Origin of the sequence: Streptomyces sp. NPDC085944, from assembly GCF_040686295.1 — a bacterium.
Classification (GTDB): domain Bacteria; phylum Actinomycetota; class Actinomycetes; order Streptomycetales; family Streptomycetaceae; genus Streptomyces; species Streptomyces salinarius.
The window spans coordinates 57,993-83,823 of the sequence record NZ_JBFBJX010000014.1; the positions used below are offsets into that span (position 1 = coordinate 57,993).

Sequence of the window (25,831 nt, forward strand, 5' to 3'; positions counted from 1 at the left end):
GCTGGATGCGGACAATCGGAAAGCAGGCACCCGAAAGGAGGGTGATGGCAGATGATCACCCGTGAAGAGATCGCCAACGTCCTGGACCAACCGGTCTACGACGGGGACGGCAACAAGATCGGCGACGCGAAGCATGTCTTCTTCGACGACATGACCGGGCGCCCCGAGTGGGTGAGCGTCAAGACGGGCATGTTCGGCTCCGCCGAGTCCTTCGTGCCCATCCGCGACGCCGCGCTGGTCCAGGACCACCTCGAGGTTCCCTACGGCAAGGACCAGGTCAAGGGCGCGCCCTCTGTCGACGTCGACGCGGGCGGCCATCTGTCGGAGACCGAGGAGCACCGGCTGTACGACTACTACGGCATCAACTGGGACAGCGTGCTGTCGGAGGCCGAACGAACCGACGACGGGCGCTTCGCCGAGGGAACGGGCACGGCGGGCAACGCCGGAGCGGCCGGAGCGGCCGGAGCGGCCGGAGCGGCGGGTGCCGCGGGCGTGGCCGGCACGACACCGGGCGGTACGACCGGCCGCGAGGACGCCGCGCGGCGCGAGGCCCTGCGCGGTGACGAGGCCATGACCCGCTCCGAGGAGCAGATGCGCGTCGGCGTCGAACGCCACGAGTCGGGCCGGGCCAGGCTCCGCAAGTACGTCGTCACGGAAGAGGTGCAGCAGACCGTCCCGGTGACCCACGAGGAAGTGCGCGTGGTGCGCGAGCCGATCACGGACGCCAACCGTGACGAGGCGCTGGCCGGGCCCGAGATCAGCGAGGCCGAGCACGAGGTCACGCTGCACGCGGAACGCCCCGTCGTGGAGACGGAGACGGTGCCGGTGGAGCGCGTCCGGATGACCACGGAGGAGTTCACGGAGAACGAGACGGTGCGCGGCCAGGTCCGCAAGGAGCGCATCGAGGCCGAGACCGAGACCTTCACCGAGGACGAGACCCGGCAGAGCGGCAAGCGGCGGGGCCGCGAGTGACCGTCCCCCGACGTCAGCGCGGGACCGTGCGCCGGTGAACCGACTTCACCGGCGCTTCCCGTCGTTCAGGGCCCGGGCCAGAAAGGGAGCGGTGGCGCTCCCCTCGGCGCCCGCCACCTCGACGGGCGTCCCCGCGGCCACGATCCGGCCGCCCGCGTCGCCGCCGCCGGGACCCAGGTCGATCACGTGGTCGGCGCCGGCCACCACACCCATGTCGTGCTCGACCACGACCACCGTGTGCCCGGCGTCGACGAGACCGTGCAACTGCCGCGTCAGCACCTCGACATCGGCCGGGTGCAGACCGGTCGTCGGCTCGTCGAGCAGGTACAGGGTGTGACCGCGCCGCCCCCGCTGCAGCTCGCTCGCCAGCTTGATGCGCTGCGCCTCTCCGCCGGACAGCTCCGTCGCCGGCTGGCCGAGCCGGAGATAGCCGAGACCGACGTCCAGCAACGCGGCCAGACTGCGGGCCACCGCCGGGGTGTCCGCGAAGAACTCCGCCGCGCCCTCCACGGTCAGCTCCAGCACCTCGGCGATGTTCCGCCCCCGGTACCTCACTTCGAGCGTCTCGGGGTTGTAGCGGGCCCCGCCGCAGTCGGGGCACGGCGCGTACGTGCTCGGCAGGAACAGCAGCTCGACGCTGACGAAACCCTCGCCCTGGCAGGTCTCGCAGCGCCCGCCCGCCACGTTGAAGGAGAACCGGCCCACGCCGTAACCGCGTTCGCGCGCCTGGTCGGTGGCGGCGAAGACCTTGCGCACGACGTCGAACAGTCCCGTGTAGGTCGCCAGGTTGGAGCGCGGGGTGCGGCCGATCGGCCGCTGGTCGACGGAGACCAGCGCGTCCACCCCCGCCAGGTCCTCCGAGATCTCGCCGACCAGCGTCGACTTCCCGGAGCCCGACACGCCCGTCACGGCGGTGAGCACCCCGAGCGGGAACCGCGCGGTCACGCCGCGCAGGTTGTGCCGCGTCACCGGACCGACCGTCACCGTGCCCCGCGGCACGCGCACCTCACGCGCGGGCGCGGGGGAGCGGCCGAAGAGGTGCCGGGCGGTGGCGGACTGCGCGACCCCGGCCAGCCCGTCGACCGGGCCGCTGTACAGCACCCGCCCGCCGTGCTCGCCGGCCAGCGGACCGACGTCCACGATCCAGTCGGCGCCGCGCATCACCCCCAGGTGGTGCTCCACCACGAACACCGAGTTCCCGGCCGCCTTCAGCCGCGCCAGCACCGTCAGGAGCGCCTCGGTGTCGGCCGGGTGCAGCCCCGCGGAGGGCTCGTCGAGGACGTACACCACCCCGAACAGCCCGGAGCGCAGCTGGGTCGCCAGCCGCAGCCGCTGCAGCTCGCCCGCCGACAGGGTGGGCGTGGGGCGGTCCAGGCTCAGATAGCCGAGTCCCAGCTCGACGACGGGCGCGATCCGCGAGACGAGGTCCTCGGTCAGCACCCTGGCCGTCTCGCCCTCGGTCGGCAGCAGGGCGGCCAGTTCGGTGAGCGGCAGGGCGGCCAGCTCGGCGACGGTGCGGCCGCCGACGGTCACCGCGAGGGACTCGGCCCGCAGTCTGCCGCCACCGCACACCGGACAGGGCGCGCTGGTCAGGAACCGCTCCGCCTTCGCCCGCAGGGTGGCGCTCTTGGAGTCCGCGAAGGTCTTCATCACATAGCGCCGGGCGCTCATGTACGTGCCCTGGTACGGCCGCTGGATGCGGCCCGCGTCCCGCACCGGGTGCACCGTGACCACCGGCTGGTCGTCGGTGAACAGGATCCACTCCCGCGCCTCGGCGGGCAGCTCGCGCCAGGGCCGGTCCACGTCGTAACCGAGCGCGTCCAGTACGTCCCGCAGGTTCTTGCCCTGCCAGGCGCCCGGCCACGCGGCGATCGCCCCGTCCCGGATCGACAGCGAGGGGTCCGGCACCAGCAGTTCCTCGGTGGTGCGGTGCACCCGGCCGAGCCCGTGGCACCCGGGGCAGGCCCCGGCCGCGGTGTTCGGCGAGAAGGCGTCGGAGTCCAGCCGCTCGGCGCCCGGCGGGTAGTCGCCGGCCCGGGAGAAGAGCATCCGCAGGGAGTTGGAGAGATTGGTGACCGTCCCCACCGAGGAGCGGGACGTCGGGGTGGCCCGCCGCTGCTGGAGCGACACGGCGGGCGGCAGGCCGGTGATCTCGCCCACCTTCGGCGCGCCCACCTGGTGGATGAGCCGACGGGCGTACGGCGCGACCGACTCGAAGTAGCGCCGCTGCGCCTCCGCGTAGACCGTCCCGAAGGCCAGCGACGACTTCCCCGACCCCGAGACGCCGGTGAACACCGCCACCACGTCCCGGGGGACGTCCACGTCGACGCCCTTGAGGTTGTGCTCGCGGGCGTCGCGCACGCGGACGTACGGGTCGTGGGGGCTGTGCATCGCGGGGAACTCCGTACGGTGGGGGACAAACTCCGCGATTCTATGCCGGGGCGTCGGGCGGTCCGGTGCCGGTGACACGGGCGAGCCGCCGGTAGGAGTCGAGCAGCGCCTCGCGGTCGTACGTGCTGGTGGTGACCAGGACCTCCTGCGCGCCCGTCTCCTTCACGAGCGTCTCCAGCTCGTCGGCGACCTGCTCCTGCGTGCCGGCGACGTGGCCCGCCAGACCCGCGTCGTACAGGTCGCGTTCCTTGCCGGTCATCGTCCGGGCCTCGATCTCCTCGGCCGGGGCCAGCGGCGGGAAGGAGCCGCGCGTGCGGGCGTGGGCCATGGACCAGGCCTCCGGGACGAGCAGCAGCCGGGCCGCCTCGGGTGTCGCGGCCACCGCCACGGTGCCGGAGACGACGACGTACGGCTCCTGGCTCCACTCGGAGGGACGGAACCCGGCGCGGTAGCGGTCGATGCCGCGGCGCATCCGGTCCCGGTCGCGCAGGTCTCCGATGACCATCGGCAGGCCCGCACGCGCGGCGACGGCCGCGCCCTCGCCGATCGCCAGCACGAACGGCGGTACGGTCAGCCCCTCCGCGGGGCGCGCGTGCACGCCCGTGGGCGAGGTGCCGCGGAACCAGCCGAGCAACTCGGCCAGTTGTGCGTCGAAGTCCTCGGCGTCGTCCTTCTCCCGGCCCAGCGCCCGGCGGACGCCGTCGGTGAAGCCCACCGAGCGGCCCAGCCCCATGTCGATCCGGCCGGGGAAGAGCGACTCCAGCACGCCGAACTGCTCGGCGACGACCAGCGGCCGGTGGTTGGGCAGCATCACGCCCCCGGTGCCGACGCGGATGCGCTGCGTCGCCCCGGCCACGGCGGCCGCGAGGACGGTCGGAGCCGACCCGGCCACGCCGGGCACGCCGTGGTGCTCCGCCACCCAGAACCGGTGGTAGCCGAGCCGCTCCGCCTCCCGCGCCAGCTCCACGGTGTCGCGCAGTGCCTCCCCGGCGCTGCGGCCCGTGCGGATGCGGGACCGGTCGAGGACGGAGAAGCGGGTGGTGGCGATCGAGGAGGTCACATGATGTTCAACGCCCGTGCCCGGCACAGATTCCCGGCGCGGGCCTCCGGCATCGGACCCCCGGCGCGGAAGTCCGGTGCTTCTTTCCCGTTTCCCGGCGGCGCCCTCTAGGGTGAGCGCGTGAGCGACAGCGACAAGGCCCCGGTGGCCGTGTTCGACCTGGACAACACCCTCGCCGACACTGCGCACCGGCAGCGCTTCCTGGAGCGCCGGCCGCGCGACTGGGACGCGTTCTTCGCGGCCGCGCCGCACGATCCGCCGCTCGCGGAGGGCATCGCACTGGTGCGGGAGAGCGCGAAGGAGTGCGAGATCGTCTATCTGACCGGCCGGCCCGAGCGCTGCCGGCGCGACACCCTCGACTGGCTGGCGGCGCACGGCCTGCCCGAGGGCGTCGTGCACATGCGCGGCAACGCCGACCGCAGGCCCGCCCGGCGCACCAAGCTGGAGATCCTGCGGCGCCTCGCGCGGACCCGCGAGGTGCGGGTCCTGGTGGACGACGACGAGCTGGTCTGCGACGACGCAGAGCGGGCCGGTTTCACCGTGCTCCGGGCCCGCTGGGCGGCCCGGTCGGCCGAGCTGCGCGTGGCGCAGGAGCGCGAGGGGCGCACCTGAGTCAGTCCGACTCCTCCAGACGGAAGCCGAGCTTGAGACCGACCTGCCAGTGCGCGACCTGCCCGTCCTCGATCTGGCCGCGCACCTGTGTCACCTCGAACCAGTCCAGCTTGCGCAGGGTCTGCGAGGCGCGGGTGATGGCGTTGCGGACGGCCTGGTCGACGCCGTCGGGCGAGGTGCCGACGACCTCGGTGACCCGGTAGGTGTGGTTCGACATGCGGGCGCTCCCTTCCCAGGACAGCCGTGTGCCCTGCGTCACTCCACCGTGCCCCAAGCCGGGACGGAGCGCGAGGCGTCGGCCTTCGGGGCGGAATCCGGTAGCTCCCCTTGACCTTTGTAATGGTCCATACCAAAATCCCAGACACCCGTTCGAGCCTCGGGCTCGCCCCCCACGTCGGGTCTCCCTTCGCGTGCGCAGGACGCACCTGCCTCCGCCCTCTGTTCGTCAGTCAGAAGGACCCCTCGTGAGACGTCGCCTCCTCGCCCTTGTCTGTGTGTCCGCCTCCGTGCTCAGCGGCTGCGGCCTGATCTCGCAGGACGGCGGGGGCGATCGGCACACCGTCACCGTGTGGCTGATGAAGGACAGCGCCTCCCAGGACTTCCTGAAGCGGTTCACCGAGGGCTTCGAGGCCGACCACCCCGACCTCGACCTCGACATCCGCATCCAGGAATGGACCGGGATCGGCGACAAGGTCCAGACCGCGCTGAAGGCCGACGGCTCGGACGGCCCCGACGTCATCGAGGTCGGCAACACCCAGGTCCCGCAGTACGCGGAGGGCGGACGGCTGCAGGACCTGACCCTGGAGTCGATGCGGGACTGGGGCATCCGCGACTGGCTGCCGGGCCTCGCCGAACCGGGGCAGTGGATGTCCCAGCAGTTCGGCGTGCCCTGGTACGCCGCCAACCGCGTCGTCATCTACCGCAAGGACCTCTTCGAGCAGGCCGGCGTCAACGAACCGCCCCGCACGCGCGAGGAGTGGCTCGACGCCACCGAGAAGCTCGACAAGAACGGCGACCAGGGCATCTACCTGGCCGGCCAGGACTGGTACACGCTTGCCGGCTTCATCTGGGACGAGGGCGGCGAACTGGCCACCCAGGCCGGCGAGGGCGGTGTCTGGACGGGCGCCCTCGACTCCGAGGAGGCCCTGCGCGGCATGGACTTCTACCGCGAACTGCAGGCCCTGGGCGACGGACCGGTCGACGCCGACGAGGAACACCCGCCGCAGGCCGGGGTCTTCGCCAAGGGTCAGGTCGCGCAGATCATCGCGGTGCCGGGCCAGGCGCAGTCCGTGCTGCGCGAGAACCCCGGCCTCAAGGGCAAGATCGGGTTCTTCCCCGTGCCCGGCAAGAGCGCGGACAACCCCGGAGCCGTCTTCACCGGCGGCTCCGACCTCGTCGTCCCGAAGAACACCGACCAGGAGGAAGGCGCCCTCGCCGTGGTCGAGGCGCTCGCGGGCGAGAAGTGGAACACCGACCTGGCCCGCACCATGAACTACGTCCCCAACAAGAAGACGCTCGCCGAGGCCGTCTCCGGCGAGGAAGGGGCCGAGGCCATGGCCGCCGGCGCCGCACAGGGCCGGGCGACCCCCGGCACGCCGCAATGGGGCGCCGTCGAGGCGGACAACCCGATCAAGGCGTACATGACGAAGGTGCTCAAGGGGGCCGACGCGAAATCGGAGGCCGGTAAGGCGTCCGACCGCATCACCGAACTGCTGGACCCCAACACGCGCTGACCGGGGCGGGGCGGGGCCGACCCGACGGTCCCGCCCCGCCGCACCTCAGCGTGCCACGCTCAGCGACAGGGCGAAGCGCCCCTCCCGGTCCGTCCACCAGTGGGCCAGACCGAACCCGGCGGCCGCCAACTCGGCCCGCACGCCCTCCCGTCGGAACTTCGCGGACACCTCGGTGCGCAACTCCTCCCCGTCCGCGAAGTCCACGACCAGGTCGAGCGCCTGGATCTTGACGGTCTGCGCGGCCCGCGAGCGCAGCCGCATCTCGATCCACTCCCGTTCGGCGTTCCAGAGCGCCACGTGCTCGAAGGCCGCGGGCGCGAAGTCGGCCTCCAGCTCGCGGTTCACCACCGACAGCACGTTCTTGTTGAACTCGGCCGTCACCCCGGCCGCGTCGTCGTACGCGCGGACCAGCACCCCCTCGTCCTTGACCAGGTCCGTGCCCAGCAACAGGGCGTCGCCCGGGGAGAGCAGGGCGCGCACGGAGGCCAGGAACGCGCCGCGCTCCTCGGGCAGCAGGTTGCCGATGGTGCCCCCGAGGAACGCCACCAGCCGGGGGCCCGGTGTGTCGGGCAGCGTCAGCCCTCCCGTGAAGTCGGCGATCAGCGCGTGCACCTGGAGACCGGGACGCTCGGCGACGAGCGCCTGCCCGGCCTGCGCGAGGGCGCTCTCGCTGACGTCGACCGGTACGTAGCCGCGCAGCCCGTTCCGCTCGGTCAGCGCGTCGAGCAGGACCCGAGTCTTGTCCGAGGAGCCGGAGCCCAGCTCGACCAGGGTGCGGGCACCGGTCGCCTCCGCGATCCGGCCGGCCCGGTCGACGAGGACCTCCCGCTCGGCCCGCGTCGGGTAGTACTCCGGCAGCGCGGTGATCGCCTCGAACAGCTCGCTGCCCCGTGCGTCGTAGAACCACTTCGGCGGCAGCCACTTGGGCGTGCTCGTCAGGCCCGCCAGGACGTCGGCGCGCAGCGCGGCGTCCGTGGCGTCCTCGGGCAGCGTCCGGGTCAGACGGAACTGGCTCACGTTCGGGGCTCCTTCGAAGAGACGGAAGCGTCTGCGGGGGCGGTCTCGCCCGGGTCCTTGAGCGGGGTGAGCCGCACGTCGGTGCGGCTCGCGGTCAGCAGGGTGCGGTCGGGGACCTCCTGCCAGCCGGGGTCGTCGTCGTAGGGCTCCGAGGCGACGACCGTGCCGCCGCCCGGACGGGCCAGGTACCACAGGGTGTCGCCCCAGGTCGTGGCGGTGACGGTGGAGCCGTTGGTGAGGAGCAGATTGAGCCGGGAGCCGGGGGCCGCCGCGGCGACCTCCAGCACCGTCTCGGTCAGCGCCCGGCCCTCGTCGTCCCCGGCGCGCAGCCGGGCCAGGACCAGCGCCCACACGAGCGCCGAGTCGTTGCGCGCCTCCAGCGACAGCAACGGTCCGGGCGGCAGCGTCGCGGCCACCGGCGCCAGCGAGTCCGGCCAGCCCGGCACGGCGCCGTTGTGGCTGAACAGCCAGGTCCCCGCGGCGAACGGCGCGGCGGCCGCCTCCGCGTCGGCGCCGGCCAGTGTCGCGTCCCGTACGGCCGCGAGCAGCGCACCGGTGCGCACGACGCGGGCCAGGTCGGCGAAGGACTGGTCCGCCCAGATCGGCCCGGCCCGGCGGTACCGGGCCGGTACCGGGTCGCCCTCGGCGTACCAGCCGACGCCGAACCCGTCGGCGTTGACCGTGCCGTACCGCTGGTGCCGGGGCGCCCAGGACTGGCGGTACAGACCGTGCGGCGGCGCCACCAGGAGCGCGCCGAGCACCTCCGCGGGGCCCGTGTAGGCCAGGTGCCGGCACATCAGGAAGCCTCCGCCGAGCGGGCCGTGCGGAACCCGGAGAAGATCTGCCGCCGGATCGGATAGTCCCAGTTGCGGAACGTGCCCCGGCAGGCCACCGCGTCCACGGCGAAGGAACCGCCGCGCAGCACCTTGTAGTCGGGGCCGAAGAACACCTCCGAGTACTCCCGGTACGGGAACGCCCGGAAGCCCGGGTACGGCGCGAAGTCGCTCGACGTCCACTCCCACACGTCGCCGATCAGCTGCCGTACGCCGAGCGGCGACTCGCCGGCCGGGTAGCTGCCCGCGGGTGCCGGGCGCAGGTGCCGCTGCCCGAGGTTGGCGTGTTCCGGGCCGGGGTCGGCGTCGCCCCACGGGTAGCGCATGGCCCGCTCGCCGGCCGGGTCCCACCGCGCGGCCTTCTCCCACTCGGCCTCGGTGGGCAGCCGGCGTCCCGCCCAGCGGGCGTAGGCATCGGCCTCGTACCAGCACACGTGCAGCACCGGCTCCTCGGCCGGGACCGCCTCGGTGACCCCGAAGCGGCGCCGCAGCCACTGCCCGCCGTCCCGGCGCCAGAACAGCGGGGCGGTGAGGGAGTGCCGGCGGACGTGGTCCCAGCCCTCGGGGGTCCACCAGCGGGGGTCGTCGTAGCCGCCGTCGTCGATGAACGCCTGGTAGGCGCCGTTGGTCACGGGGACGGTGTCGATGAAGTACGGCGCGACCTCGCGCCGGTGCGCGGGGCGTTCGTTGTCCAGCGCCCACGGCTCGGTCGACGTGCCCATCGTGAAGGGGCCCCCCGGCACCAGGACCTCGGCCGGCCCGGTGAACAGCCCCGCCGGATCGGGATCGGGCGCGGTCAGGACCCGCGGCCCCCTGCGCAGCTGATGCGTGATCAGCATGGTCTCGTCGTGCTGCTGCTCGTGCTGGGCGATCATCCCGAAGGCGAAGCCCGCCTCCGTCAGCCGCGTCCCCTCGAACGCGGTGCGCTCCAGCACGTCCAGGGCGCGTCCGCGCACGTCCGCCGCGTACCTTCGAGCCTCCTCGGGCGACAGCAGCGGCAGGCTCGGTCGCTCGGAGCGGGGATGCTCGAAGGCGTCGTACAGGCTGTCGATCTCCGGGCGCATCGCCTCCTGTCCGGCGACCGCGCGCAGCAGCCACTGCTCCTCCTGGTTGCCGATGTGCGCCAGGTCCCACACGAGCGGGGACATCAGGGGCGACACCTGGGCGGTCAGGTCGGGGCCGTCGACGGAGCCGGTCAGCAGCGTGGTGCGCTCCCGCGCGGTGACGAGCGTGGTCAGGGCCCGCTCCCGCAGGGCCTCGGCGGTGGGGGTCGTGGTCGCGTCAGCGGGGTCGGTCATGAGCGGGTCTCCTTCCCGTGCGGGCCGGGGCCGAGGCCGCCCGGCATGTCCAGCAGATCGTCGGCGGGGCAGCGCCCCCTGAGGACGTAGCGCTCCAGGTACCCGGCGACGGCGTCGCTCACGTCGGCCGTCGCGCCGAGCCGGGGGAGCGCGGCGAGCGCCGCGGCGAAGCAGACGACGGCCGCCTCGCGCAGCTCCGGGTCGGTCAGGGCGTCCCGGGCCGCGGCCTCGTAGAGCGGGTTGTGCGGCGCGGGCAGGCCGTGGGTGCGCTCGGCCAGTGGCTTGACGGCACGGTAGGCGGTCTCGGCGGCCTCCGGGTCGTCGAACAGCGCGGCGGTCACGGCCAGCGGCACGATCCAGCCGTCGTCCCCGGGCTGCGCGTCGATCATGCGCAGCTCCAGATGGCCGCGCGGCCTGACCGGCGGGAAGAGCGTGGTCAGGTGGTAGTCGAGGTCCTCCCGGGTCGGCGGCCTCGGCACCAGCTCACGGGTCCACTCCCGCAGGGTCAGACCCTCCGGCACGTCCCAGGGGCCGCCGTCGCGGCGTACGCACATCACCGGGGCGTCCAGCACGTGCCGGGTCCAAGCGCCGCGGGGGTCGGAGTCCAGCACGGGGCCGCCCGCCCGGCCGCTGCCGATCTGCGTCCACCGCAGCTGCCGGGTGGACCGCCAGCCGGTGGGCCGTCCGCCGGACAGCGGGGAGTTGGCGAACGCGGCCAGCAGCACGGCGCCCAGATGATGGGCCAGCCACCACCGGCGTACGTGACCCAGCGGACCCGGCTCCTCGTGCCCCGCGTCCACGCACACCTGCACCGAGGCGGAGGCGCACATCATGAACCGGCCACCGGGACCGGTGCGGTCGAGACAGGACTCCATGGCGTCGTAGCGCGGCCGGCGCAGATAGCGGCGCGGCGGGTGCCAGGGATCGTGGCCGAGGCCGACCAGGGCCAGGCCGTCCTCGCGCAGTACGGCGCGCACGGCGTCGAGGTCGGCACTGACGGAGCGGACGCACTCCGTCAGGGACGCGGCGGGCAGCGAGCTCAGCTCCAGCTGGCCGCCGGGCTCGACGGTCAGCGCCGACCGCAGGGGCACGCCCCGCAGGGCGGTGTAGAGCGCGCGGAGCCGTTCGGGTGACACGGGGAGCCGCGGCGCGCGCAACTCGTGGACGAGCCATTCCACCTCGACGCCGAGGAGCCTGGGCGGACCGGTCTTGAAGCAGATGCCGCGGACGAGCGCCTCGACCTCGGCCTCACTGACGGCGGTACGTGGCCGGACACAGCCACCAACCGGATCGAACATGTCGGGATCCTCCTGAGATTCCACCATGCCGCCGGCCCTTCTGCGGTGGGCCGGGCCGGCACACCCGTCCCACCCAAGACCCTCGTGCCGCTCCGCACAAGGATGCATATCGGGACGTTCCCGCTCGGTAATCTCCGAGATCCGCCCGTTCCCGAGGGCGTTCCCCGGCGTTGGCCGGTCGGGAAACTCCGTTGCACCACAGCCCCAGCATCGCCCAGGATTTCCGCATGAGCACGACGGGGGAGACCGCGCGGCACGCGGTCAGGGCGTCCACGGGGGTGGCGCCGTGAGCGCGCGTGCGGGGCATCGCACGGCAGACCGAGCAGATCGTCGCCGCCGGGTCCCACCGGGCGCCCGACGGCCGTGAGGTGTCCGTCGCGGCGGCGGTCGAGGCGGCACGGGACGGTACCCGCATGTACGGGCCGGATCCCGTAGGGCCGGTGCCGGCCGCTGTGGCCTTGCCCGCCCCGGGGCGGACCGTCTTCGAGGTCACCGGCGAGAGCAGCCTGGAGGCCCCCCGCCGTCTCGGCGGTGAGGTCGCCGTGCTCAACTCCGCCTCCGCCCGCAACCCGGGTGGCGGCTACCTGGGCGGCGCGCAGGCCCGGGAGGAGGCCCTGTGCCGGGCCTCGGCGCTGTACACCTGCCTGTTGCGGGCACGTGAGTTCTACGACCACCACCGCTCCCACCGCGACCCGTTCTACACCGACCGCGTCGTCCACTCGCCCGGCGTACCCGTTGTCCGCGACGACCGCGGCCGCCTGCTGGACCAGCCGTACACGGCCGGATCCCTCACCTCCGCCCGCGCCCAACGCCGGCGTGGTGCTGCGCACGGTCCCCGAGCGCGCCGCGGACCTGCCCGCCGCGCTCGCCGTGCGCGCCGGGCGGGTGCTGGAGACCGCCGCGACCCACGGCTACCGGCGCCTCGTGCTGGGCGCCTGGGGCTGCGGGGTGTTCCGCAACGACCCCGCCCAGGTGACAGGCGCGTTCCGGACGCTGCTCGGGCCTGGCGGGCGGTTCGCCGGGGCGGTAGGGGGCGCGGCGAAGCCGCTCCAGTGGAGCCGGGGCCTGCACCGGGGAGCGGCGTTCGGCATCCTGGACCGCACACCGGGCGCGACCGTCCGGGCCGCGTTCGACCGCGCCTTTCCGCAGGGCGCGGCCCGACCCGGTCAGCTCCAGCCGTAGCGCTCCCGCAGCCGCTGCCGTACGAGGTCGAAGCGCATCCGGTCCAGGGCGCACGCCTCCCGGCGCATCCCGGCGTCGTGCAGCCGCAGCACCCGGTCCACGTCGACCCAGGAGTCGCGCCCGGAGCGGTCCCACGGCCCGCTCCCGATCGGCACCCACTCCCGGTCACCGTCGTGCCGCTTGCTGGACAGCTGGACGGCCAGCACGGTCCCGGCCGCCTCCCTGGCCACCACGAGGACGGGCCGGTCCTTGCCCCGGCCGTCCGCTTCCTCGAAGGGCACCCACGTCCAGACGATCTCGCCCGGATCGGGGTCGCCGTCGTGAGCGGGGGAGTACTCGGTCCGCACCCGGCCCACCCCCCGGGGATCGGCCTCGGTGGTGGCGCAGGGACCGTAACGTCCGGGGACGGTCTCGCCGTTGCTGTCGATGTCGTCGGGGAAGGCGCTCACGGGCCGTACCGTACGGGACGGCCCGGTGCGGACGCGCGGGGACCCGCGCCGGGTGGCAGGCTGGCCCCCGGCAAACCAGTCCGAATCAGAAGGCGACGTCATGACCGACCAGCTCACCGTGAGCGTCCTGGGCACCGGCATCATGGGTGCCGCGATGGCCCGCAACCTCGCCCGCGCCGGACACACCGTCCGCGTCTGGAACCGCAGCCGGGACAAGGCCGAGCCACTGGCCGCCGACGGCGCGCACGTCGCCGGGAGCCCGGAGGAGGCCGTGGACGGCGCCGACGTCGTCCTCACGATGCTCTACGACGGCCCGGCCGCCCTCGACGTCATGCGGCGGGCCGCCCCCGGCCTGCGCCCCGGCACCGTGTGGGCGCAGTCCACCACCGCGGGCGTCGACGCGGTCGCCGACCTGGCCGCCTTCGCCCACGAGCACGGGCTCGTCTTCCTCGACGCTCCCGTCCTCGGCACCCGCCGGCCCGCCGAGGACGGTCAACTGCTGGTGCTGGCCGCGGGACCCGGCGAGGCGCGGGACCGGGTGGCGCCCGTGTTCGACGCCGTCGGCTCCCGCACCGTGTGGACCGGCGAGGACGGCGCGGCCGGCAGCGCGACCCGGCTGAAGCTGGTCGCCAACAGCTGGGTCCTCGCCGCCACCAACGCGGTCGGTGAGGTCCTGGCGCTGGCCAAGGCGCTGGGCGTGGACCCGGACGCCTTCTTCGACGCCGTCGCCGGCGGGCCGCTCGACATGGGCTATCTGCGTGCCAAGGCCGGCCTGATCCGCGAGGGCGCGCTGACGCCGGCCCAGTTCGCCGTCGCCACCGCCGAGAAGGACGCCCGCCTGATCGTCGAGGCGGGCGAGGCGAACGGCGTCCGGCTGGACCTCGCCGCGGCCGGTGCGCAGCGGTTCGCGCGGGCCGCGGCCCAGGGGCACGGCGACGAGGACATGGCGGCGGCCTACTTCGCCAGTTTCGAGGAGAAGGCGACCGACTGAGCCCGCCCGGGGTACCGGGTGCACGAGACACCCCCACACCGGCACCGGACCCGGCGCCGGACCACACCGAACGTGAGGAGCCCGCATGTCCAAGCCGCCGCTGCCGCCCGAGGCCGTCGAACTGCTGCGCCGCCCCAACCCGTGCGTCATGGCCACCCTTCGCCCGGACGGCGCCCCCGTCTCCACACCCACCTGGTACCTCTGGGACGACGGCCGCGTGCTGGTCAACCTCGATGCGGGCCGCGTACGCCTCGGACACCTGCGCCGCGACCCGCGCGTCACCCTGACCGTCCTCGCGGACGACGACTGGTACACGCACGTCACCCTGATCGGCCGCGTCGCCGAGATGCGCGACGACGAGGACCTCTCCGGCATCGACCGGCTCTCCAGGCACTACTCGGGCAACCCGTACCCGAACCGGGAGCGACCCCGGGTCAGCGCCTGGATCGAGGTGGAGCGCTGGCACGGGTGGGGCGCGATGAAGGACAGCGACCAGTCCGGCTGAGGGTGGGCAAGGGGCGGACAGCGACGTATGATCACCGCGCGCGGCATCGCGTGTCGGTCACCGTCCGGGTGAGGCATGGAGGCGCCGCGGAGATGCCCGTGGAGGCATTGACCGTGTCAGTCGAGTTCAACCACACCATCGTTCTCTCCCACGACCGGGAGAAGTCCGCCCGCTTCCTCGCCTCGATCCTCGGTCTCGAGGTCGGCGAGCCGGCCGGAGCGTTCCTGCCCGTGACGACCGCCAACGGCGTCACCCTCGATTTCGCCGGCGTCGACATCGAGATTCCCGCGCAGCACTACGCCTTCCTCGTCTCGGAGGACGAGTTCGACGGGATCCTCGCCCGGCTCGTCGAAAGCGGGACGCCCGTCCAGGCCGACCCGCACGGCCGGCACCCGCGCCGGATCAACCGCAACGACGGCGGTCGGGGCGTCTACTTCACCGACCCGTCCGGGCACGGCATGGAGGCCATCACCCGCCCGTACGGCAGCGATCCGGCCTCGCCGCTGAACGGCGTCACCGAGGACGTGCCCGGGGCCCGCTGACGACGCCCGTCCGCCGCGTCCGGCCCCGGCCCCGGCTCACCCGTCACCGGCGGGCCGAACCGGGGCCGGGGCCGGGCGCGTGGTCCCGCCGCGGCAGCAGGAGCGGGGTCGCCAGCATCAGCAGGCCCGCGAGCGCGACGGCCGTACGCGTTCCGGTCAGACCCGCCAGCAGCCCCCACACCGCGGTCAGGGCCGCGGTCGTCAGCTTCGCGCTGATCGTCCACGCGGACAGGGTGCGCGTCACCCTGTCCGCGGGCGTCAGCTCCAGCCGACGGGTCGCGAACACCGGGTTGTACACGCCCACGGAGGTGATCAGCCCGAACTCCACCACCATCACCAGGATCAGGCCCCCCGCCCCCGGGCCGACGAAGGCCAGCCCGACGGGCCAGCACACGCGCAGCACCCCGCTGGCGACCAGCACCCGGTGCTCGCCGAAGCGCGCCACGAGCGGACGGGCCAGCCGCGAGCCGACCAGCCCGCCCACGCACGGCACCGCGAAGGCGAGACCGTACTGCCAGGGAGCGAAGCCCAACTCGCCCAGCATGAGCACGGCGAGCAGCGGCGCGGTCGCCATGATCAACGCGTTGACCAGGACCGTGTTGAGGAACAGCGGGCGCAGCACCGGCGAGGCGAGCACGTACCGCCAGCCGTCCAGCAAGTCCCCGGCGCGCCACCGGGCCGCCTCCGTGCGCCGCGGGCGTGGCTCCGCGCCGCCGATCGCACGGATCCCCAGCGCGGAGAGCAGATGGCTCACGGCGTCGACCGCCACCGTCACCACCGGGCCGAAGAGCCCGATCGCGGCCCCGCCGACCGGGGGCCCGAGCATGGTCGCGGTCCAGGTCGTCGCCTCGAACCGGCCGTTCGCGGCCAGCAGGTCCGGCGAGCGCACCAGGGCCTTGAGGCAGGCGGCGGAGGCGGCCCGGAACGTGATGTCGGCCGCGGCGACGACGACCGACACGGCCAGCAGCTGAGCGAAGCCGAGCCACCTGAAGGCGTACGCGAGCGGCACGCTCAGCAGCACCGCGCACCGGACCAGGTCCATCGCGACCATGACCGGCCGCTTGCGCCGGAACTCCACCCACGGCCCCAGCGGCACCGCCACCACCGCGCCCACCGCCGGACCCGCCGCCGCGAGCGCCGCCACCTGCCCCGGACCGGCGTCCAGCACCACCACCGCGATCAACGGAAAGGCGTCGAAGGCGAGCCGTGTGCCGAAGGTGCTGACGGCGTACGCCGCCCACAGCCACCGGAACCCCCTCCCCAACGACCCGCCGCCCACCACGTCCGACTCGACCACACCCGACTCCGTCACGCCCGACATCAAAGCGATCCGGGGCCGGGCGGATCAAACAACCGGCCGGGCAGCGGGTACAACCGATCGTTGTGCATGAGCCCCCGGTGTGCCCCTACCGGGTCAGCAGCGCGCGCAGTGCCCCGGCGACCTCGTCCGGCGCTTCCTCCGCCATGAAGTGCCCGCAGCCCACGGTCTCGTGCCGCAGGTCCGGTGCCCACGCCCGCCACAGCGCGGCGGCGTCGTAGCCCAGAGCGGCGCCCCAGTCCTGCTGGAGGACGGTCACCGGCATCCGCAGCCGGTTGCCGTGCTCCCGGTCCGCCCGGTCGTGGTCCACGTCGATGCCGGCCGAGGCCCGGTAGTCGGCCACGATGGAGGGCACCGCCTCGCGGGACGCCTTGAGGTAGGCAGCCCGGACGTCGGCCGGCAGGGCGCCCGGGTCCCGGGTCCACAGGTCGAGGAAGTGGCCGAAGAACGCGTCCGGCGCGGCGCCGATCAGCTGCTCGGGAAGCCCCGGCGGCTGCGCCATCAGGTACAGGTGGAAGGCGACCGCCGCCGTCGTGCCGTGCAGGACGTTCCACATGTCGAGCGTCGGCAGCACGTCCAGCGCGGCCAGGTGCGTCACCGTGCCGGGGTGGTCGAGCCCGGCACGCACCGCGACCAGCGCGCCCCGGTCGTGACCGGCCAGCGCGAACCGCTCGTGCCCCAGCTCACGGGCCAGGGCGACCACGTCGGCGGCCATGGTCCGCTTGGCGTACGCGGTGCCGTCCGGGTCGGCGGGCTTGTCGCTGGCGCCGTAACCGCGCAGGTCGGGGCAGATGACCGTGTGGTCCGCGGCCAGGTCGGCGGCGACGTGCCGCCACATCAGGTGGGTCTGGGGGAAGCCGTGCAGCAGGACGACGGGGCTGCCGGTGCCGCCGACGGCCACCTGCAGGCCGACGCCGTCGGCGACCGTCACACGGTCGTGGGTGAAGCCGGGGATGGTGGGTTCCATGGTGGTCAGTGCCTCTTTCTCGCTGCTCGCGTCACAGGTCCTCGTGACGCTTTCGAGCCTCCCGCGCGCGAATCAGCAACCGATCAGCAAACCGAGCGGCGCCCGGCCGGGCACCGGCCCGTACGCGTACCGTGGTGAGCGCACGAACGGTGGTGGATCGGAGCGGACGGAACACGGGACATGGACGCGGTCACGTTCGGTGTGCTCGGCGCCGTCACCGCCGGGCGCGGCCCGCAGCCGCTCGCCCTCAAGGGCCCCCGGCACCGCGCCGTGCTCGCCCGGCTGATCCTGGCCAGGCGGCGGGTCGTCCCGGTCGCCCGCCTGGTCGAGGACCTGTGGGAGACACCGCCGCCCCGGGCCGTCGGAGCGGTGCGCACCTTCGTGGGGGACCTGCGCCGTGCCCTGGAACCCGACCGCCCGCCGCGCGCCCCGGCCCGGCTGCTGGTCACCGAGGGCCCGGGATACGCCCTGCGCGCCGCGCCGGACGCCGTGGACGCCTGGCGTTTCGAGGCTGCCGTCGCCGAGGCCGACCGGCTGCCCGCCGCCCAGGCACCCGACCGGCTGCGGGTGGCCCTGGGGGAGTGGCGTGGGCCCGCGTACGCCGAGTTCGGCACGGAGGACTGGGCCAGGGGAGAACGCTCCAGGCTCACCGAACTGCGTCTGCGCGCCGTCGAACGCCGCGCGGAGCTGCTGGTGGAACTGGGCCGCGCCGCCGAGGCGGTCCCCGACCTCGACGCCCACCTCACCGAGCACCCCTGGCGCGAGGAGTCCTGGCGCCTGCTCGCGCTCGCCCTGTACCGGACCGGGCGGCAGGCGGACGCCCTCGCAGTGCTGCGCCGGGCCCGCGCCCTGCTGGCCGGACGGCTGGGCATCGACCCGGGGCCCCGGCTGCGCCGCCTGGAGGCCGGCATCCTCGCCCAGGACCCGGACCTGGACCCGCCCGGCGAACCGGCGGACGCGGCGGCCCGCCTGTGGACCCGCGCGACCGAGGCGTACGACCGCACCGTCGCCGCCGGCGCCCGGGCCCGCCTGGAGTCCACCGTCGGCCTGCTGCGGAGCCTCGCCGTCACCGGCGGCGGCGGCCTGGAGGCCGCCCGGGAACACCGGACGGCGGTGGTCCAGGCCGCGGAGGAGACCGGCGACGCGGACCTCGCGGCCCGGGTGATCGGCGCCTACGACGTCCCCGCGAACTGGACCCGCAGCGACGACCCCGAACTGGCCCGGCGGATCGTCGAGGCCGCCGAACGCACCCTCGCCGTCCTGCCCGCGGCCCCCTCCGCCGACGCGGCCCGCTGCCGCCTGCTGGCCACCGTCGCCCTCGAGTCGCGGGGCGTGCGCTCCCCGCGCGGGCCGCGGGCAGCCGCCGAGGCCGAGGACATCGCCCGCCGTCTGGACGATCCCGCGCTTCTCGCGTTCGTCCTCAACGGCGTCTTCATGCAGTCCTGCACCCGCGCCGGACTGGCGCCGCGGCGCGACGCGATCGGTGCCGAACTCGTCACCCTCGGCCTCCGGCACGGCCTGGTCAACCACGAGGTGCTCGGCCACCTGATCCGGCTCCAGGCCCGTGCCGCCCTCGCCGACCTCACCGCCGCCGACGAGCACGCCAGGGCCGCGGACCGCCTCGCCGAACGGCACGAACGGCCCCTGGTGGCCGTCTTCACCGCCTGGTACCGGGCTCTGCGCGAGGCCGTCTCCACCGACGCCTCCCCCGACCCCTGCGGCTCGCCCGACTCCTCCGGCAGCTCCCAGGACAGCGCCGAGGCCGCCTACCGGTCGGCCGCCGAACGGCTCGACGGCGCCGGGATGCCGGGTCTGGAACGCGGGCTGCTGCCCCTCGCCCTGCTCGGCCTGCGCCTGTCCCGCGGCCGGCCCGCGCGGGTGGACCCGCGCGCGGACTGGGGACCGTACCGGCCCTGGGCCGAGCCGTTCGCCCTCCTGGCCGAAGGCCGCGACACCGAGGCGCACGGCGCCCTGCGGGCCCTGCCCGAACCGCCGCCCGACCTCCTCTACGAGGCCCTGTGCTGCGCCGAGGCCGCGCTCGCCCTCGCACTCGGCGACCGCCCGGCACTGCGACGGACGTACGACAGGCTGTTGCCCGCGGCCGGTGAACTCGCGGGCGCGGGCAGCGGACTGCTCACGTTCGGACCGGTCGACGGATGGCTCGCCGCGATCCGCCGGGCGCTGGAGGAGTGACGGCGGGAGAGCGGGGCGACGCGACCGCCGCCGTGACGTGTTCTCCGGTATCGCCGTCGGGTCCTCGACGTCCTCGACGTCCTCGACGCGCGTCGAGGACGGTGCGCCACGCCGACCGCGGTTGTCCGGGCTGGTCCCGGGTACCCGCCGGGCCATGAAGTGGCAGCAGGTACAGGACGGACCGTCCGCGGTGTACGTGGTGGTGCTCGACCCCGGCGAGGACCCGGTCGCCGAGCTCACCGCCTTCGCCCACGACAGGTCGCTCGGGGCCTCCCAGGTGACCGCCGTGGGGGCCTTCTCCGAGGCGGTCGTCGGCTGGTTCGACCGGCAGGCCAGGGACTACCGGCCCATCCCGGTGGACGAACAGTGCGAGGTGCTGTCGCTCATCGGGGACGTAGCCGTCGGCGACGACGGACCGACCCCGCACCTGCACGCCGTACTGGGCCTGTCCGACGGCTCCACGCGCGGCGGCCACCTGCTGTCCGGCCGGGTCTGGCCGACGCTGGAGGTGGTCGTGCGCGACAGCCCGGCCGAGCTGGCCAAGACCCACCGTCCCGACATCGGCCTGGCCCTGATCGACCTGGGCTGAGCCGGACGTCGCGGGACGGTTTACCGGCCGGGTGCGGGCTACGCGGCCCGCAGGCAATCCAGAACCGACACCCCGGGAGGCGCGAGATGACACGGCGCATCCGAGACGTGATGTCACCGGCGACGGTGTCCGTCGAGCCCATGACGACGGTGGCCCGGGCGGCCCGGCTGATGCGCGAGAAGGACGTCGGCGACGTCCTCGTGACCTATGACTGCGACCTGTTCGGCCTGCTCACCGACCGCGACATCGTGCTCCGCAGCGTCGCCGACGGCCGCGACCCGGACGCCACGACGGTGGGCGCGGTGTGCACACCCCCGCCCGTGGTCACCCTCGAACCCGACGACACCACCGACCGCGCCGCCGAGCTGATGCGCCGCCACGCCGTGCGCCGGCTCCCGGTCGTCGAGCACGGCGGCGTCCCCGTCGGCGTGGTCACCCTCGGCGACCTCGCCGCCACCGACGACCCGCACTCCGCGCTCGCGGACATCAGCCGCGCCGCACCCGACCACTGAAGAGCGGCCACCGCAGCCCGGCCACCGAAGCCGGCCGGTGAAGCCCCGCCGGCGGCACGCAGGGCACGGAAGGACCCAGGCACCCCGAGCACCGGGGAGGAACGGCATGAACGACCGACGGAGCCCGCACCGGACCACGGAACCCGTCCCCCGTTCCCGCTCGGGCGCGGTCGGCCGCCACTACGCGCGCACCGGCACCGAACCGGTACGCGCGCAGAGCGCCCTGCGGCTGAGACTGCTGCTCTCGGCGGTCTTCCTGCCGCTGTTCCTCGCGGGGGCCGCCTACTTCGGCCAATGGGCGGCCGACACCGGCACCGGGGACAGTCCGGGCCGCGGCATGCTCGTGGTCATCGCCGTGGTGTGCGGAGCGCTCGCCCTCCTCGCGGCAGCCGACCTGCTGGTGGTGATCCGCCGGCTGCGGAGCGAACGCGGCACCCCCGCACCGCACTGATTCCCAGGACCCGAGCAGGGGAGGGAGACGGAGGAAGCGACATGGCTCCCACGGCACGCACACCCGCGGCACGCAGCCGGGACGACCGCCGTGCCACCACCCGGACCGCGCGGCTGCGCGGCAGGATCCCCGAACCCGACGAGGAACCCGACCTGCTCGGCCAGTACCTGACCCAGATCGGGGCCACACCTCTGCTGACCGCCGAGGACGAGGTCCGGCTCGCCACTCGTATCGAGGCCGGCGTCCGGGCCAGGGAGGAACTGGAGGCGGCCGACACCGGCGAGCCCGCCCCCACGCCCGGACGGCGCCGGGCGCTGGAGGAAACGGTCCACGACGGCCAGGAGGCCAAGGACCACATGGTGCGGGCCAACCTCCGGCTCGTCGTGTCGACGGCCAAGCGCCACGCCCACCGCGGGCTGCCCCTCCTCGACGTCATCCAGGAGGGCAACCTCGGACTGATCCGGGCCGTGGAGAAGTTCGACCACACCAAGGGCTTCAAATTCTCCACGTACGCCACCTGGTGGATCCGCCAGGCCATCGAACGGGGCCTGGCCACCCACGCGCGCACGGTCCGGCTGCCCGTCCACGTCGTGGAGCAGCTCCAGAAGCTCGCCAAGGTCGAACGGAAGCTCCGTGCGGGCCTCGACCGAGAGCCGACCACCGAGGAGGTCGCCGCAGAGAGCGGCATCGACGCGGACAAGGTCGGCTGGCTGCGCCGGGTCGGACGGGACGCGGTCAGCCTGGACACCCCCGTGGACGAGACCGGGGACACCGTCGTCGGTGATCTCATCCCCGACACCGAGGTGCTGCGGGCCCCCGAAGTCGCCGAGTTCCAGGCGCTCGCGGCGGAACTGCGGGAGGCCGTCGGCACCCTCGCCCCCCGGGAGTCCCTGATCCTCAGCCTGCGCTACGGCCTGCACGACGGACGCCCGCGCACCCTGCAGCAGGTCGCCCAGCACGTGGGCCTGACCCGCGAACGCGTCCGCCAGCTGGAGAAGGAGTCCCTCGCCCACCTGCGCGCCCCCGAGCAACGGGAACGCCTGCTGGACTGGGCGAGCTGACCCGGCCCGGGCGCTCTGCGTCCTCGGCGCTGGTGCGGCTCGGTGCGCAGTCGGGCCCCCTGCCGCAGCAGTTCCCGCTGGACCAGCCGGTAGGGCAGCCCTCGCGGTCCGCGCCCGTGCCGGACGGTCAGCGCCGCGCACACCCCGATGCGGAGCCCTGCTCGACCGGATCGACGCCGCGCGCGACACGGGCGGCGCCCCGGCGCCGACTCCCGCGGGCACGACGAGTGGCGGCGCGGCGCGACCCCGCACCCGCGCGACGCTCGCAGGTCTCCCGGGCCGACGCGGACAGCTCCGCCATCCGGGCCCCGAGGTCGTCACGGCGCTGCGGATACTCGTCCCAGGGCCGGTCCACCTCCGCGAGCAGCAGCCCGGCCTGCTCCCGCGCCACCCCCACCAGGGCCGGGGCGCCCAGTCGGCGCGCGAGGTCGAAGACCTTGCCGGAGTACGGCAGCGGCAGCACCGGCACGCCGGTGAGCGCGGCGAAGATCACGAAGTGCAGCCGCATGCCCACGGCCACGTCGAGGTGGCGCATGAAGCCGAGCACCTGCCCCGGGCTGTAGTCGCCGTGCAGGATGCGGCCCTGGTCCGGGGCCGTCATGTGGGACAGCACGGCGTGCGCGTGCCGTACGTCGTGCCGTTCCATCGGCAGGAACACCACGCGCGCGTCCAGTCGGCGGACCAGGAAGTCCGCGACGTCGGCGAGTAGGGCGTGGTAGTCGCCCTCGTCCAGCTTCTCGGCCGCCCGCCCCGGCTCGCGCACCGACATCCCCACCAGCCGGGCACCGGACGGTATGCCCTCCTCTCGCATCATCGTCTCGGTGAACGGCTCCGGCGCCAGCAGCAGCGCCGGGTCCGCGGTGACCGTGACCTCCCGCTCCAGGCCGACCTCCTCGAGCACCAGCCGCGACTCCTCGTCCCGCACCACCACGTCGTCCGTCTCCGCCAGCACCGTGCGCACCGCGTCCCGGTCCTCGGCGCCCGTGAGGGGCCCGGTGCCGACGGCGTAGGCGAAGGTGGGCACGCGTCGGATCTGCGCGGCGCGCACCAACCGCAGACAGCGCCGCGCCTCGCCGTCGTAGAGGACGCCTCCGCCGCCGAGTACCAGCAGCTCCAGGCCGGGCAGGACGTCCAGGACGTGATTGCGGCTCACCCCCTCCCAGGGCACCACCTCGTCCGCGTCGGGGTGATGGGCGAGGGTGTGCTCGGCGTTCCGGCTCAGGACGACCAGGTGCGCGTCCGGGCGCAGGGCGCGCAGACAGCTCAGCACGCAGGTCAGGACGGCCTCGTCGCCGGTGTTGAAGCCGCCGTAGGAACCCAGTACGCCGATGCGCGGGCCGCGGCGGGCGGGGTGCGGATGCGAGGGCCGAAGAGTCATCCGCAACTCCCGTCACGTCGGAGTCGGCCGGCGCGCGCCGGTCCGGCCGCGCGGTGCCGCGCACGGTGCCGGGTTGCCTGCCCGGCATGCCGGAAACACCCTGTTCAGGAACCACCCCGCACGCGAACCCGTCCCGTACGAGGAGCACCGGTGAACGTCTCCCTCAGCGTCTGGCTGCTGACCGTCGTGGCCCTGTGCGTCCTCGTCGCCGCCGACTTCTTCATCGGGCGCAAGCCGCACGACGTGTCCCTGCGGGAGGCCGGGATCTGGACGGCCGTCTGGGTGGTGCTGGCCTGTCTGTTCGGGGTCGGACTGCTCGTGTTCCGCGGCGGCGGGCCGGGCGGGGAGTTCTTCGCCGGCTACATCACCGAGAAGTCGCTCAGCGTGGACAACCTCTTCGTCTTCGTCCTGATCATGGCGAAGTTCGCGGTGCCCTCGGAGTACCAGCAGCGGGTGCTGATGATCGGCGTCCTGGTGGCCCTCGTCCTGCGCACCGCGTTCATCGCGGCCGGCGCGGCGATGATCTCCGCCTTCTCCTGGGTCTTCTACCTCTTCGGCGCCTTCCTGATCTGGACGGCCTGGAAACTGATCCAGGACGCCCGCAAGGGCGGGCACGAGCAGGAGGAGTACGAGGAGAACAAGCTGCTGAAGTCGATCGAGCGACGATTCGGTGTCGCCGACCGGTACCACGGCACGAGACTGTGGGTGGAGGAGAACGGCAAGCGGGTCATGACCCCGATGCTGGTCGTGATGCTCGCCATCGGGTTCACCGACATCCTGTTCGCCCTGGACTCCATCCCCGCCATCTACGGGCTGACGCAGGACCCGTACATCGTGTTCACGGCCAACGCGTTCGCGCTGATGGGCCTGCGCCAGCTGTACTTCCTCATCGGGGGACTGCTGAAGAAGCTGGTGCACCTGTCCTACGGCCTGTCCGTGATCCTCGGCTTCATCGGCGTCAAGCTGGTGCTGCACGCCCTGCACGAGTCCGGCGTGCACGTCCCCGAGATCGGCATCCCCTTCTCGCTCGGGTTCATCGTGCTGGTCCTCGCGGTCACCACGGCGACGAGCCTGTGGGTTACGCGGCGGCAGGAGCGGGCGTGACGCCTGCCGGCGAAACCGGTCCCACCCGAAGGACGGCCGACCGTCTTGCGCGTCGCCTCCCGGTGGCGGGTCAGCACCCCGCCGGTGTGGGCCTGCCGCGCGAGACCACCCGGCTGCCGTGCTCGTCGACCAGACGGGCCTGGAGGGAACCGCAGGCGCAGCGGGTCCACAGGGTGCCGCCCGCGCCGGTGGGGTGGGCGGACAGCACCTGGAAGGGCTCGGCACCGTCGGGCCACCCGCAGTGCGGGCAGGCGACACCGGTCGTGCTGGGCATGGCGACTCCTCATGGTCGGTGGTGCGTCAGGGGCGGTGTTGCGTCATGGGTCAGTGATGCGCCATGGGTCGGTGGTGCGTCGGAAAGCTGCTGTGGGCGTCGATCCCACCGTGGCGCCACTGACAAGGGTGCGGCCTCGCATCCGTTCATGTCCACGTTGACTTTACGGACTCGACCGTGAAGCGTGTACTTCATGATTGATCTGCGCAGGCTGCACGTGCTTCGGGCCGTCGCCCACTACGGCACCGTCACCGCGGCGGCCCGCGCCCTCCACTTCACCACCTCCGCCGCGTCGCAGCAGATCCGGCAGCTGTCCCGGGACCTGGGCGTCGACCTGCTGGAGCCGCAGGGGCGTGGGGTGCGGCTCACCGCGGCCGCGGAGAGCCTGCTCGGACATGCCGACGCGATCGAGGCCCGCTGGGACGAGGCCGAGCTGGAGCTGCGGGTGGGGGAGGGGGCCCCTGCCGGGCCGCTGCGGGTGACGGGGTTCCCGGTGGCCGTCTGCGTCCTGCTGGCCCCGATGGCGGCGCGGCTGCGCGAGCGGTGTCCGCGGCTGTCGGTGCGGATTCGGGAGGTCGAGGTGGTGGAGAGCTTCGACCTGCTCTTCGAGGGGGAGAGCGACCTGGCGGTGGTGGAGGCGACCCCCTCCAGCCCGCCGTCCGCCGACGCGCGCTTCGACCAGCGGCCGCTGCTGGACGAACCGTTCGACCTGGTCGTCCCCGCGGACCATCCGCTGGCCGGGCGGGAGGTGGCCGACCTGGCCGACGCCGCGCACGAGGCCTGGATCGCGCCGATGCCGCAGACACCCTGCCGGACCCACATCATGTCGGCGTGCGGTGCCGCCGGGTTCACCCCCGACGTGGTCCATCACACGGTGGACTGGAACGTCACCGCCCACCTGGTCGCCAACGGACTCGGCGTCGCCCTGGTGCCCCGGCTCGCCCGGCTGACCCCCGAGCTGCCGGTCGTCCGTGTGCCCTGCGCCAACCGGCCCCACCGCAAGCTGATGACCTGCACGCGCGCCGGTGGCCACCGGCGGGCCGCGGTCGCGGTGGCTCTCGAGGAGCTGCGCACCCTGGCCGCCGCCGCGGTGGCCTGACG

The 25,831-nt window shown here is 74.0% G+C and carries 25 protein-coding genes and 1 pseudogene; 14 read left to right on the plus strand and 12 right to left on the minus strand.

Annotated features, from left to right (window positions below; translation table 11 throughout):
• Positions 1-51 precede the first annotated feature (51 nt).
• A complete protein-coding gene (locus AB0P07_RS26010; RefSeq protein WP_365554725.1) occupies positions 52-972 on the plus strand; it encodes a PRC and DUF2382 domain-containing protein in 921 nt (306 codons plus the stop codon).
• Positions 973-1,017: 45 nt separating this feature from the next.
• Here AB0P07_RS26010 and AB0P07_RS26015 read toward each other — a convergent pair whose 3' ends face one another.
• A complete protein-coding gene (locus AB0P07_RS26015) occupies positions 1,018-3,363 on the minus strand; it encodes an excinuclease ABC subunit UvrA (RefSeq protein WP_365554727.1) in 2,346 nt (781 codons plus the stop codon).
• 40 nt (positions 3,364-3,403) lie between these two features.
• A complete protein-coding gene (locus AB0P07_RS26020; protein WP_365554729.1) occupies positions 3,404-4,423 on the minus strand; it encodes an LLM class flavin-dependent oxidoreductase in 1,020 nt (339 codons plus the stop codon).
• 120 nt (positions 4,424-4,543) lie between these two features.
• On the opposite strand from AB0P07_RS26020, the gene AB0P07_RS26025 reads away from it, so the two are divergent.
• Positions 4,544-5,035 carry a hypothetical protein gene (locus AB0P07_RS26025; RefSeq protein ID WP_365554732.1) on the plus strand — a complete coding sequence of 164 codons (492 nt, stop codon included), beginning with the start codon at positions 4,544-4,546 and terminating at the stop codon, positions 5,033-5,035.
• Position 5,036: 1 nt separating this feature from the next.
• Here AB0P07_RS26025 and AB0P07_RS26030 read toward each other — a convergent pair whose 3' ends face one another.
• Complete coding sequence (locus AB0P07_RS26030; RefSeq protein WP_030399431.1) at positions 5,037-5,252, minus strand: dodecin; 216 nt, start codon at positions 5,250-5,252, stop codon at positions 5,037-5,039.
• Positions 5,253-5,499: 247 nt separating this feature from the next.
• Between AB0P07_RS26030 and AB0P07_RS26035 the strand changes: the two genes are divergently transcribed.
• Positions 5,500-6,768, plus strand: a complete 1,269-nt coding sequence (locus AB0P07_RS26035; RefSeq protein ID WP_365554736.1) for an extracellular solute-binding protein — start codon at positions 5,500-5,502, stop codon at positions 6,766-6,768.
• A 45-nt stretch (positions 6,769-6,813) separates the two neighbouring features.
• Here the strand turns inward: AB0P07_RS26035 and egtD are convergent, their stop codons facing one another.
• The 4 genes from egtD to egtA are packed head-to-tail and all read right to left on the minus strand — an operon-like array spanning position 6,814 to position 11,214.
• Entirely contained in the window at positions 6,814-7,785 is a 972-nt protein-coding gene (gene egtD, locus AB0P07_RS26040; RefSeq protein WP_365554739.1) for an L-histidine N(alpha)-methyltransferase, read from the minus strand.
• Complete coding sequence (egtC, locus tag AB0P07_RS26045) at positions 7,782-8,582, minus strand: ergothioneine biosynthesis protein EgtC (protein ID WP_365554742.1); 801 nt, start codon at positions 8,580-8,582, stop codon at positions 7,782-7,784. Before egtC ends, egtD begins: the two co-directional genes overlap by 4 nt.
• Positions 8,582-9,916 carry an ergothioneine biosynthesis protein EgtB gene (gene egtB, locus AB0P07_RS26050; protein WP_365554745.1) on the minus strand — a complete coding sequence of 445 codons (1,335 nt, stop codon included), beginning with the start codon at positions 9,914-9,916 and terminating at the stop codon, positions 8,582-8,584. Before egtB ends, egtC begins: the two co-directional genes overlap by 1 nt.
• Complete coding sequence (gene egtA / locus AB0P07_RS26055) at positions 9,913-11,214, minus strand: ergothioneine biosynthesis glutamate--cysteine ligase EgtA (protein WP_365554747.1); 1,302 nt, start codon at positions 11,212-11,214, stop codon at positions 9,913-9,915. Before egtA ends, egtB begins: the two co-directional genes overlap by 4 nt.
• Before the next feature lie 296 nt (positions 11,215-11,510).
• On the opposite strand from egtA, the pseudogene AB0P07_RS26060 reads away from it, so the two are divergent.
• Positions 11,511-12,396, plus strand: a pseudogene (locus tag AB0P07_RS26060) (TIGR02452 family protein).
• On the opposite strand, the gene AB0P07_RS26065 reads toward AB0P07_RS26060, so the two are convergent.
• Positions 12,381-12,845 carry a type II toxin-antitoxin system PemK/MazF family toxin gene (locus AB0P07_RS26065; protein ID WP_365554750.1) on the minus strand — a complete coding sequence of 155 codons (465 nt, stop codon included), beginning with the start codon at positions 12,843-12,845 and terminating at the stop codon, positions 12,381-12,383. The pseudogene AB0P07_RS26060 and the gene AB0P07_RS26065 sit on opposite strands and share 16 nt — an antisense overlap.
• A gap of 100 nt (positions 12,846-12,945) precedes the next feature.
• Here AB0P07_RS26065 and AB0P07_RS26070 point away from each other — a divergent pair, with 100 nt between their 5' ends.
• The 3 genes from AB0P07_RS26070 to AB0P07_RS26080 all read left to right on the plus strand — a co-directional run bounded on the left by AB0P07_RS26070 (position 12,946) and on the right by AB0P07_RS26080 (position 14,883).
• A complete protein-coding gene (locus AB0P07_RS26070; RefSeq protein WP_365554753.1) occupies positions 12,946-13,836 on the plus strand; it encodes an NAD(P)-dependent oxidoreductase in 891 nt (296 codons plus the stop codon).
• 85 nt (positions 13,837-13,921) lie between these two features.
• Positions 13,922-14,341, plus strand: a complete 420-nt coding sequence (locus tag AB0P07_RS26075; RefSeq protein WP_365554756.1) for a PPOX class F420-dependent oxidoreductase — start codon at positions 13,922-13,924, stop codon at positions 14,339-14,341.
• A 113-nt stretch (positions 14,342-14,454) separates the two neighbouring features.
• Positions 14,455-14,883, plus strand: a complete 429-nt coding sequence (locus tag AB0P07_RS26080; protein WP_365554759.1) for a VOC family protein — start codon at positions 14,455-14,457, stop codon at positions 14,881-14,883.
• Between the two features lie 43 nt (positions 14,884-14,926).
• Here AB0P07_RS26080 and AB0P07_RS26085 read toward each other — a convergent pair whose 3' ends face one another.
• Positions 14,927-16,204 carry an MFS transporter gene (locus AB0P07_RS26085; RefSeq protein ID WP_365554762.1) on the minus strand — a complete coding sequence of 426 codons (1,278 nt, stop codon included), beginning with the start codon at positions 16,202-16,204 and terminating at the stop codon, positions 14,927-14,929.
• Between the two features lie 85 nt (positions 16,205-16,289).
• Entirely contained in the window at positions 16,290-17,168 is an 879-nt protein-coding gene (locus tag AB0P07_RS26090) for an alpha/beta hydrolase (protein ID WP_365554765.1), read from the minus strand.
• Between the two features lie 180 nt (positions 17,169-17,348).
• Between AB0P07_RS26090 and AB0P07_RS26095 the strand changes: the two genes are divergently transcribed.
• From AB0P07_RS26095 to AB0P07_RS26115, 5 genes are all read left to right on the plus strand, one after another.
• The gene (locus AB0P07_RS26095) at positions 17,349-19,361 is read left to right on the plus strand and encodes a BTAD domain-containing putative transcriptional regulator (protein WP_365554768.1); all 2,013 of its coding nucleotides are present in this window, start codon (positions 17,349-17,351) and stop codon (positions 19,359-19,361) included.
• 154 nt (positions 19,362-19,515) lie between these two features.
• The gene (locus tag AB0P07_RS26100) at positions 19,516-19,950 is read left to right on the plus strand and encodes a PPC domain-containing DNA-binding protein (protein WP_365554771.1); all 435 of its coding nucleotides are present in this window, start codon (positions 19,516-19,518) and stop codon (positions 19,948-19,950) included.
• A gap of 86 nt (positions 19,951-20,036) precedes the next feature.
• Positions 20,037-20,462 (plus strand): CBS domain-containing protein, encoded by a 426-nt coding sequence (locus AB0P07_RS26105; protein ID WP_365554774.1) that lies wholly within the window; start codon positions 20,037-20,039, stop codon positions 20,460-20,462.
• A 106-nt stretch (positions 20,463-20,568) separates the two neighbouring features.
• The gene (locus AB0P07_RS26110) at positions 20,569-20,913 is read left to right on the plus strand and encodes a DUF6343 family protein (RefSeq protein WP_365554777.1); all 345 of its coding nucleotides are present in this window, start codon (positions 20,569-20,571) and stop codon (positions 20,911-20,913) included.
• Positions 20,914-20,954: 41 nt separating this feature from the next.
• A complete protein-coding gene (locus AB0P07_RS26115; RefSeq protein WP_365554780.1) occupies positions 20,955-21,974 on the plus strand; it encodes a sigma-70 family RNA polymerase sigma factor in 1,020 nt (339 codons plus the stop codon).
• 127 nt (positions 21,975-22,101) lie between these two features.
• Here the strand turns inward: AB0P07_RS26115 and AB0P07_RS26120 are convergent, their stop codons facing one another.
• Positions 22,102-23,352, minus strand: a complete 1,251-nt coding sequence (locus AB0P07_RS26120) for a polysaccharide pyruvyl transferase family protein (protein ID WP_365554783.1) — start codon at positions 23,350-23,352, stop codon at positions 22,102-22,104.
• A gap of 150 nt (positions 23,353-23,502) precedes the next feature.
• Here AB0P07_RS26120 and AB0P07_RS26125 point away from each other — a divergent pair, with 150 nt between their 5' ends.
• A complete protein-coding gene (locus AB0P07_RS26125) occupies positions 23,503-24,456 on the plus strand; it encodes a TerC family protein (RefSeq protein WP_365554786.1) in 954 nt (317 codons plus the stop codon).
• Between the two features lie 70 nt (positions 24,457-24,526).
• Here AB0P07_RS26125 and AB0P07_RS26130 read toward each other — a convergent pair whose 3' ends face one another.
• A complete protein-coding gene (locus AB0P07_RS26130; RefSeq protein WP_102928489.1) occupies positions 24,527-24,730 on the minus strand; it encodes a hypothetical protein in 204 nt (67 codons plus the stop codon).
• Between the two features lie 193 nt (positions 24,731-24,923).
• Here AB0P07_RS26130 and AB0P07_RS26135 point away from each other — a divergent pair, with 193 nt between their 5' ends.
• Complete coding sequence (locus AB0P07_RS26135; RefSeq protein WP_365554789.1) at positions 24,924-25,829, plus strand: LysR family transcriptional regulator; 906 nt, start codon at positions 24,924-24,926, stop codon at positions 25,827-25,829.
• The last annotated feature ends 2 nt before the right edge of the window (positions 25,830-25,831 follow it).

Coding starts and splice junctions, on each gene's coding strand:
- AB0P07_RS26010 (WP_365554725.1), top strand. CDS start 52: ATGATCACCCGTGAAGAGATCGCCAACGTCCTGGACCAACCGGTCTAC.
- AB0P07_RS26015 (WP_365554727.1), bottom strand. CDS start 3,363: ATGCACAGCCCCCACGACCCGTACGTCCGCGTGCGCGACGCCCGCGAG.
- AB0P07_RS26030 (WP_030399431.1), bottom strand. CDS start 5,252: ATGTCGAACCACACCTACCGGGTCACCGAGGTCGTCGGCACCTCGCCC.
- egtC (WP_365554742.1), bottom strand. CDS start 8,582: ATGTGCCGGCACCTGGCCTACACGGGCCCCGCGGAGGTGCTCGGCGCG.
- egtB (WP_365554745.1), bottom strand. CDS start 9,916: ATGACCGACCCCGCTGACGCGACCACGACCCCCACCGCCGAGGCCCTG.
- egtA (WP_365554747.1), bottom strand. CDS start 11,214: ATGTTCGATCCGGTTGGTGGCTGTGTCCGGCCACGTACCGCCGTCAGT.
- AB0P07_RS26070 (WP_365554753.1), top strand. CDS start 12,946: ATGACCGACCAGCTCACCGTGAGCGTCCTGGGCACCGGCATCATGGGT.
- AB0P07_RS26075 (WP_365554756.1), top strand. CDS start 13,922: ATGTCCAAGCCGCCGCTGCCGCCCGAGGCCGTCGAACTGCTGCGCCGC.
- AB0P07_RS26085 (WP_365554762.1), bottom strand. CDS start 16,204: ATGTCGGGCGTGACGGAGTCGGGTGTGGTCGAGTCGGACGTGGTGGGC.
- AB0P07_RS26090 (WP_365554765.1), bottom strand. CDS start 17,168: ATGGAACCCACCATCCCCGGCTTCACCCACGACCGTGTGACGGTCGCC.
- AB0P07_RS26095 (WP_365554768.1), top strand. CDS start 17,349: ATGGACGCGGTCACGTTCGGTGTGCTCGGCGCCGTCACCGCCGGGCGC.
- AB0P07_RS26100 (WP_365554771.1), top strand. CDS start 19,516: ATGAAGTGGCAGCAGGTACAGGACGGACCGTCCGCGGTGTACGTGGTG.
- AB0P07_RS26105 (WP_365554774.1), top strand. CDS start 20,037: ATGACACGGCGCATCCGAGACGTGATGTCACCGGCGACGGTGTCCGTC.
- AB0P07_RS26110 (WP_365554777.1), top strand. CDS start 20,569: ATGAACGACCGACGGAGCCCGCACCGGACCACGGAACCCGTCCCCCGT.
- AB0P07_RS26115 (WP_365554780.1), top strand. CDS start 20,955: ATGGCTCCCACGGCACGCACACCCGCGGCACGCAGCCGGGACGACCGC.
- AB0P07_RS26120 (WP_365554783.1), bottom strand. CDS start 23,352: ATGACTCTTCGGCCCTCGCATCCGCACCCCGCCCGCCGCGGCCCGCGC.
- AB0P07_RS26130 (WP_102928489.1), bottom strand. CDS start 24,730: ATGCCCAGCACGACCGGTGTCGCCTGCCCGCACTGCGGGTGGCCCGAC.
- AB0P07_RS26135 (WP_365554789.1), top strand. CDS start 24,924: ATGATTGATCTGCGCAGGCTGCACGTGCTTCGGGCCGTCGCCCACTAC.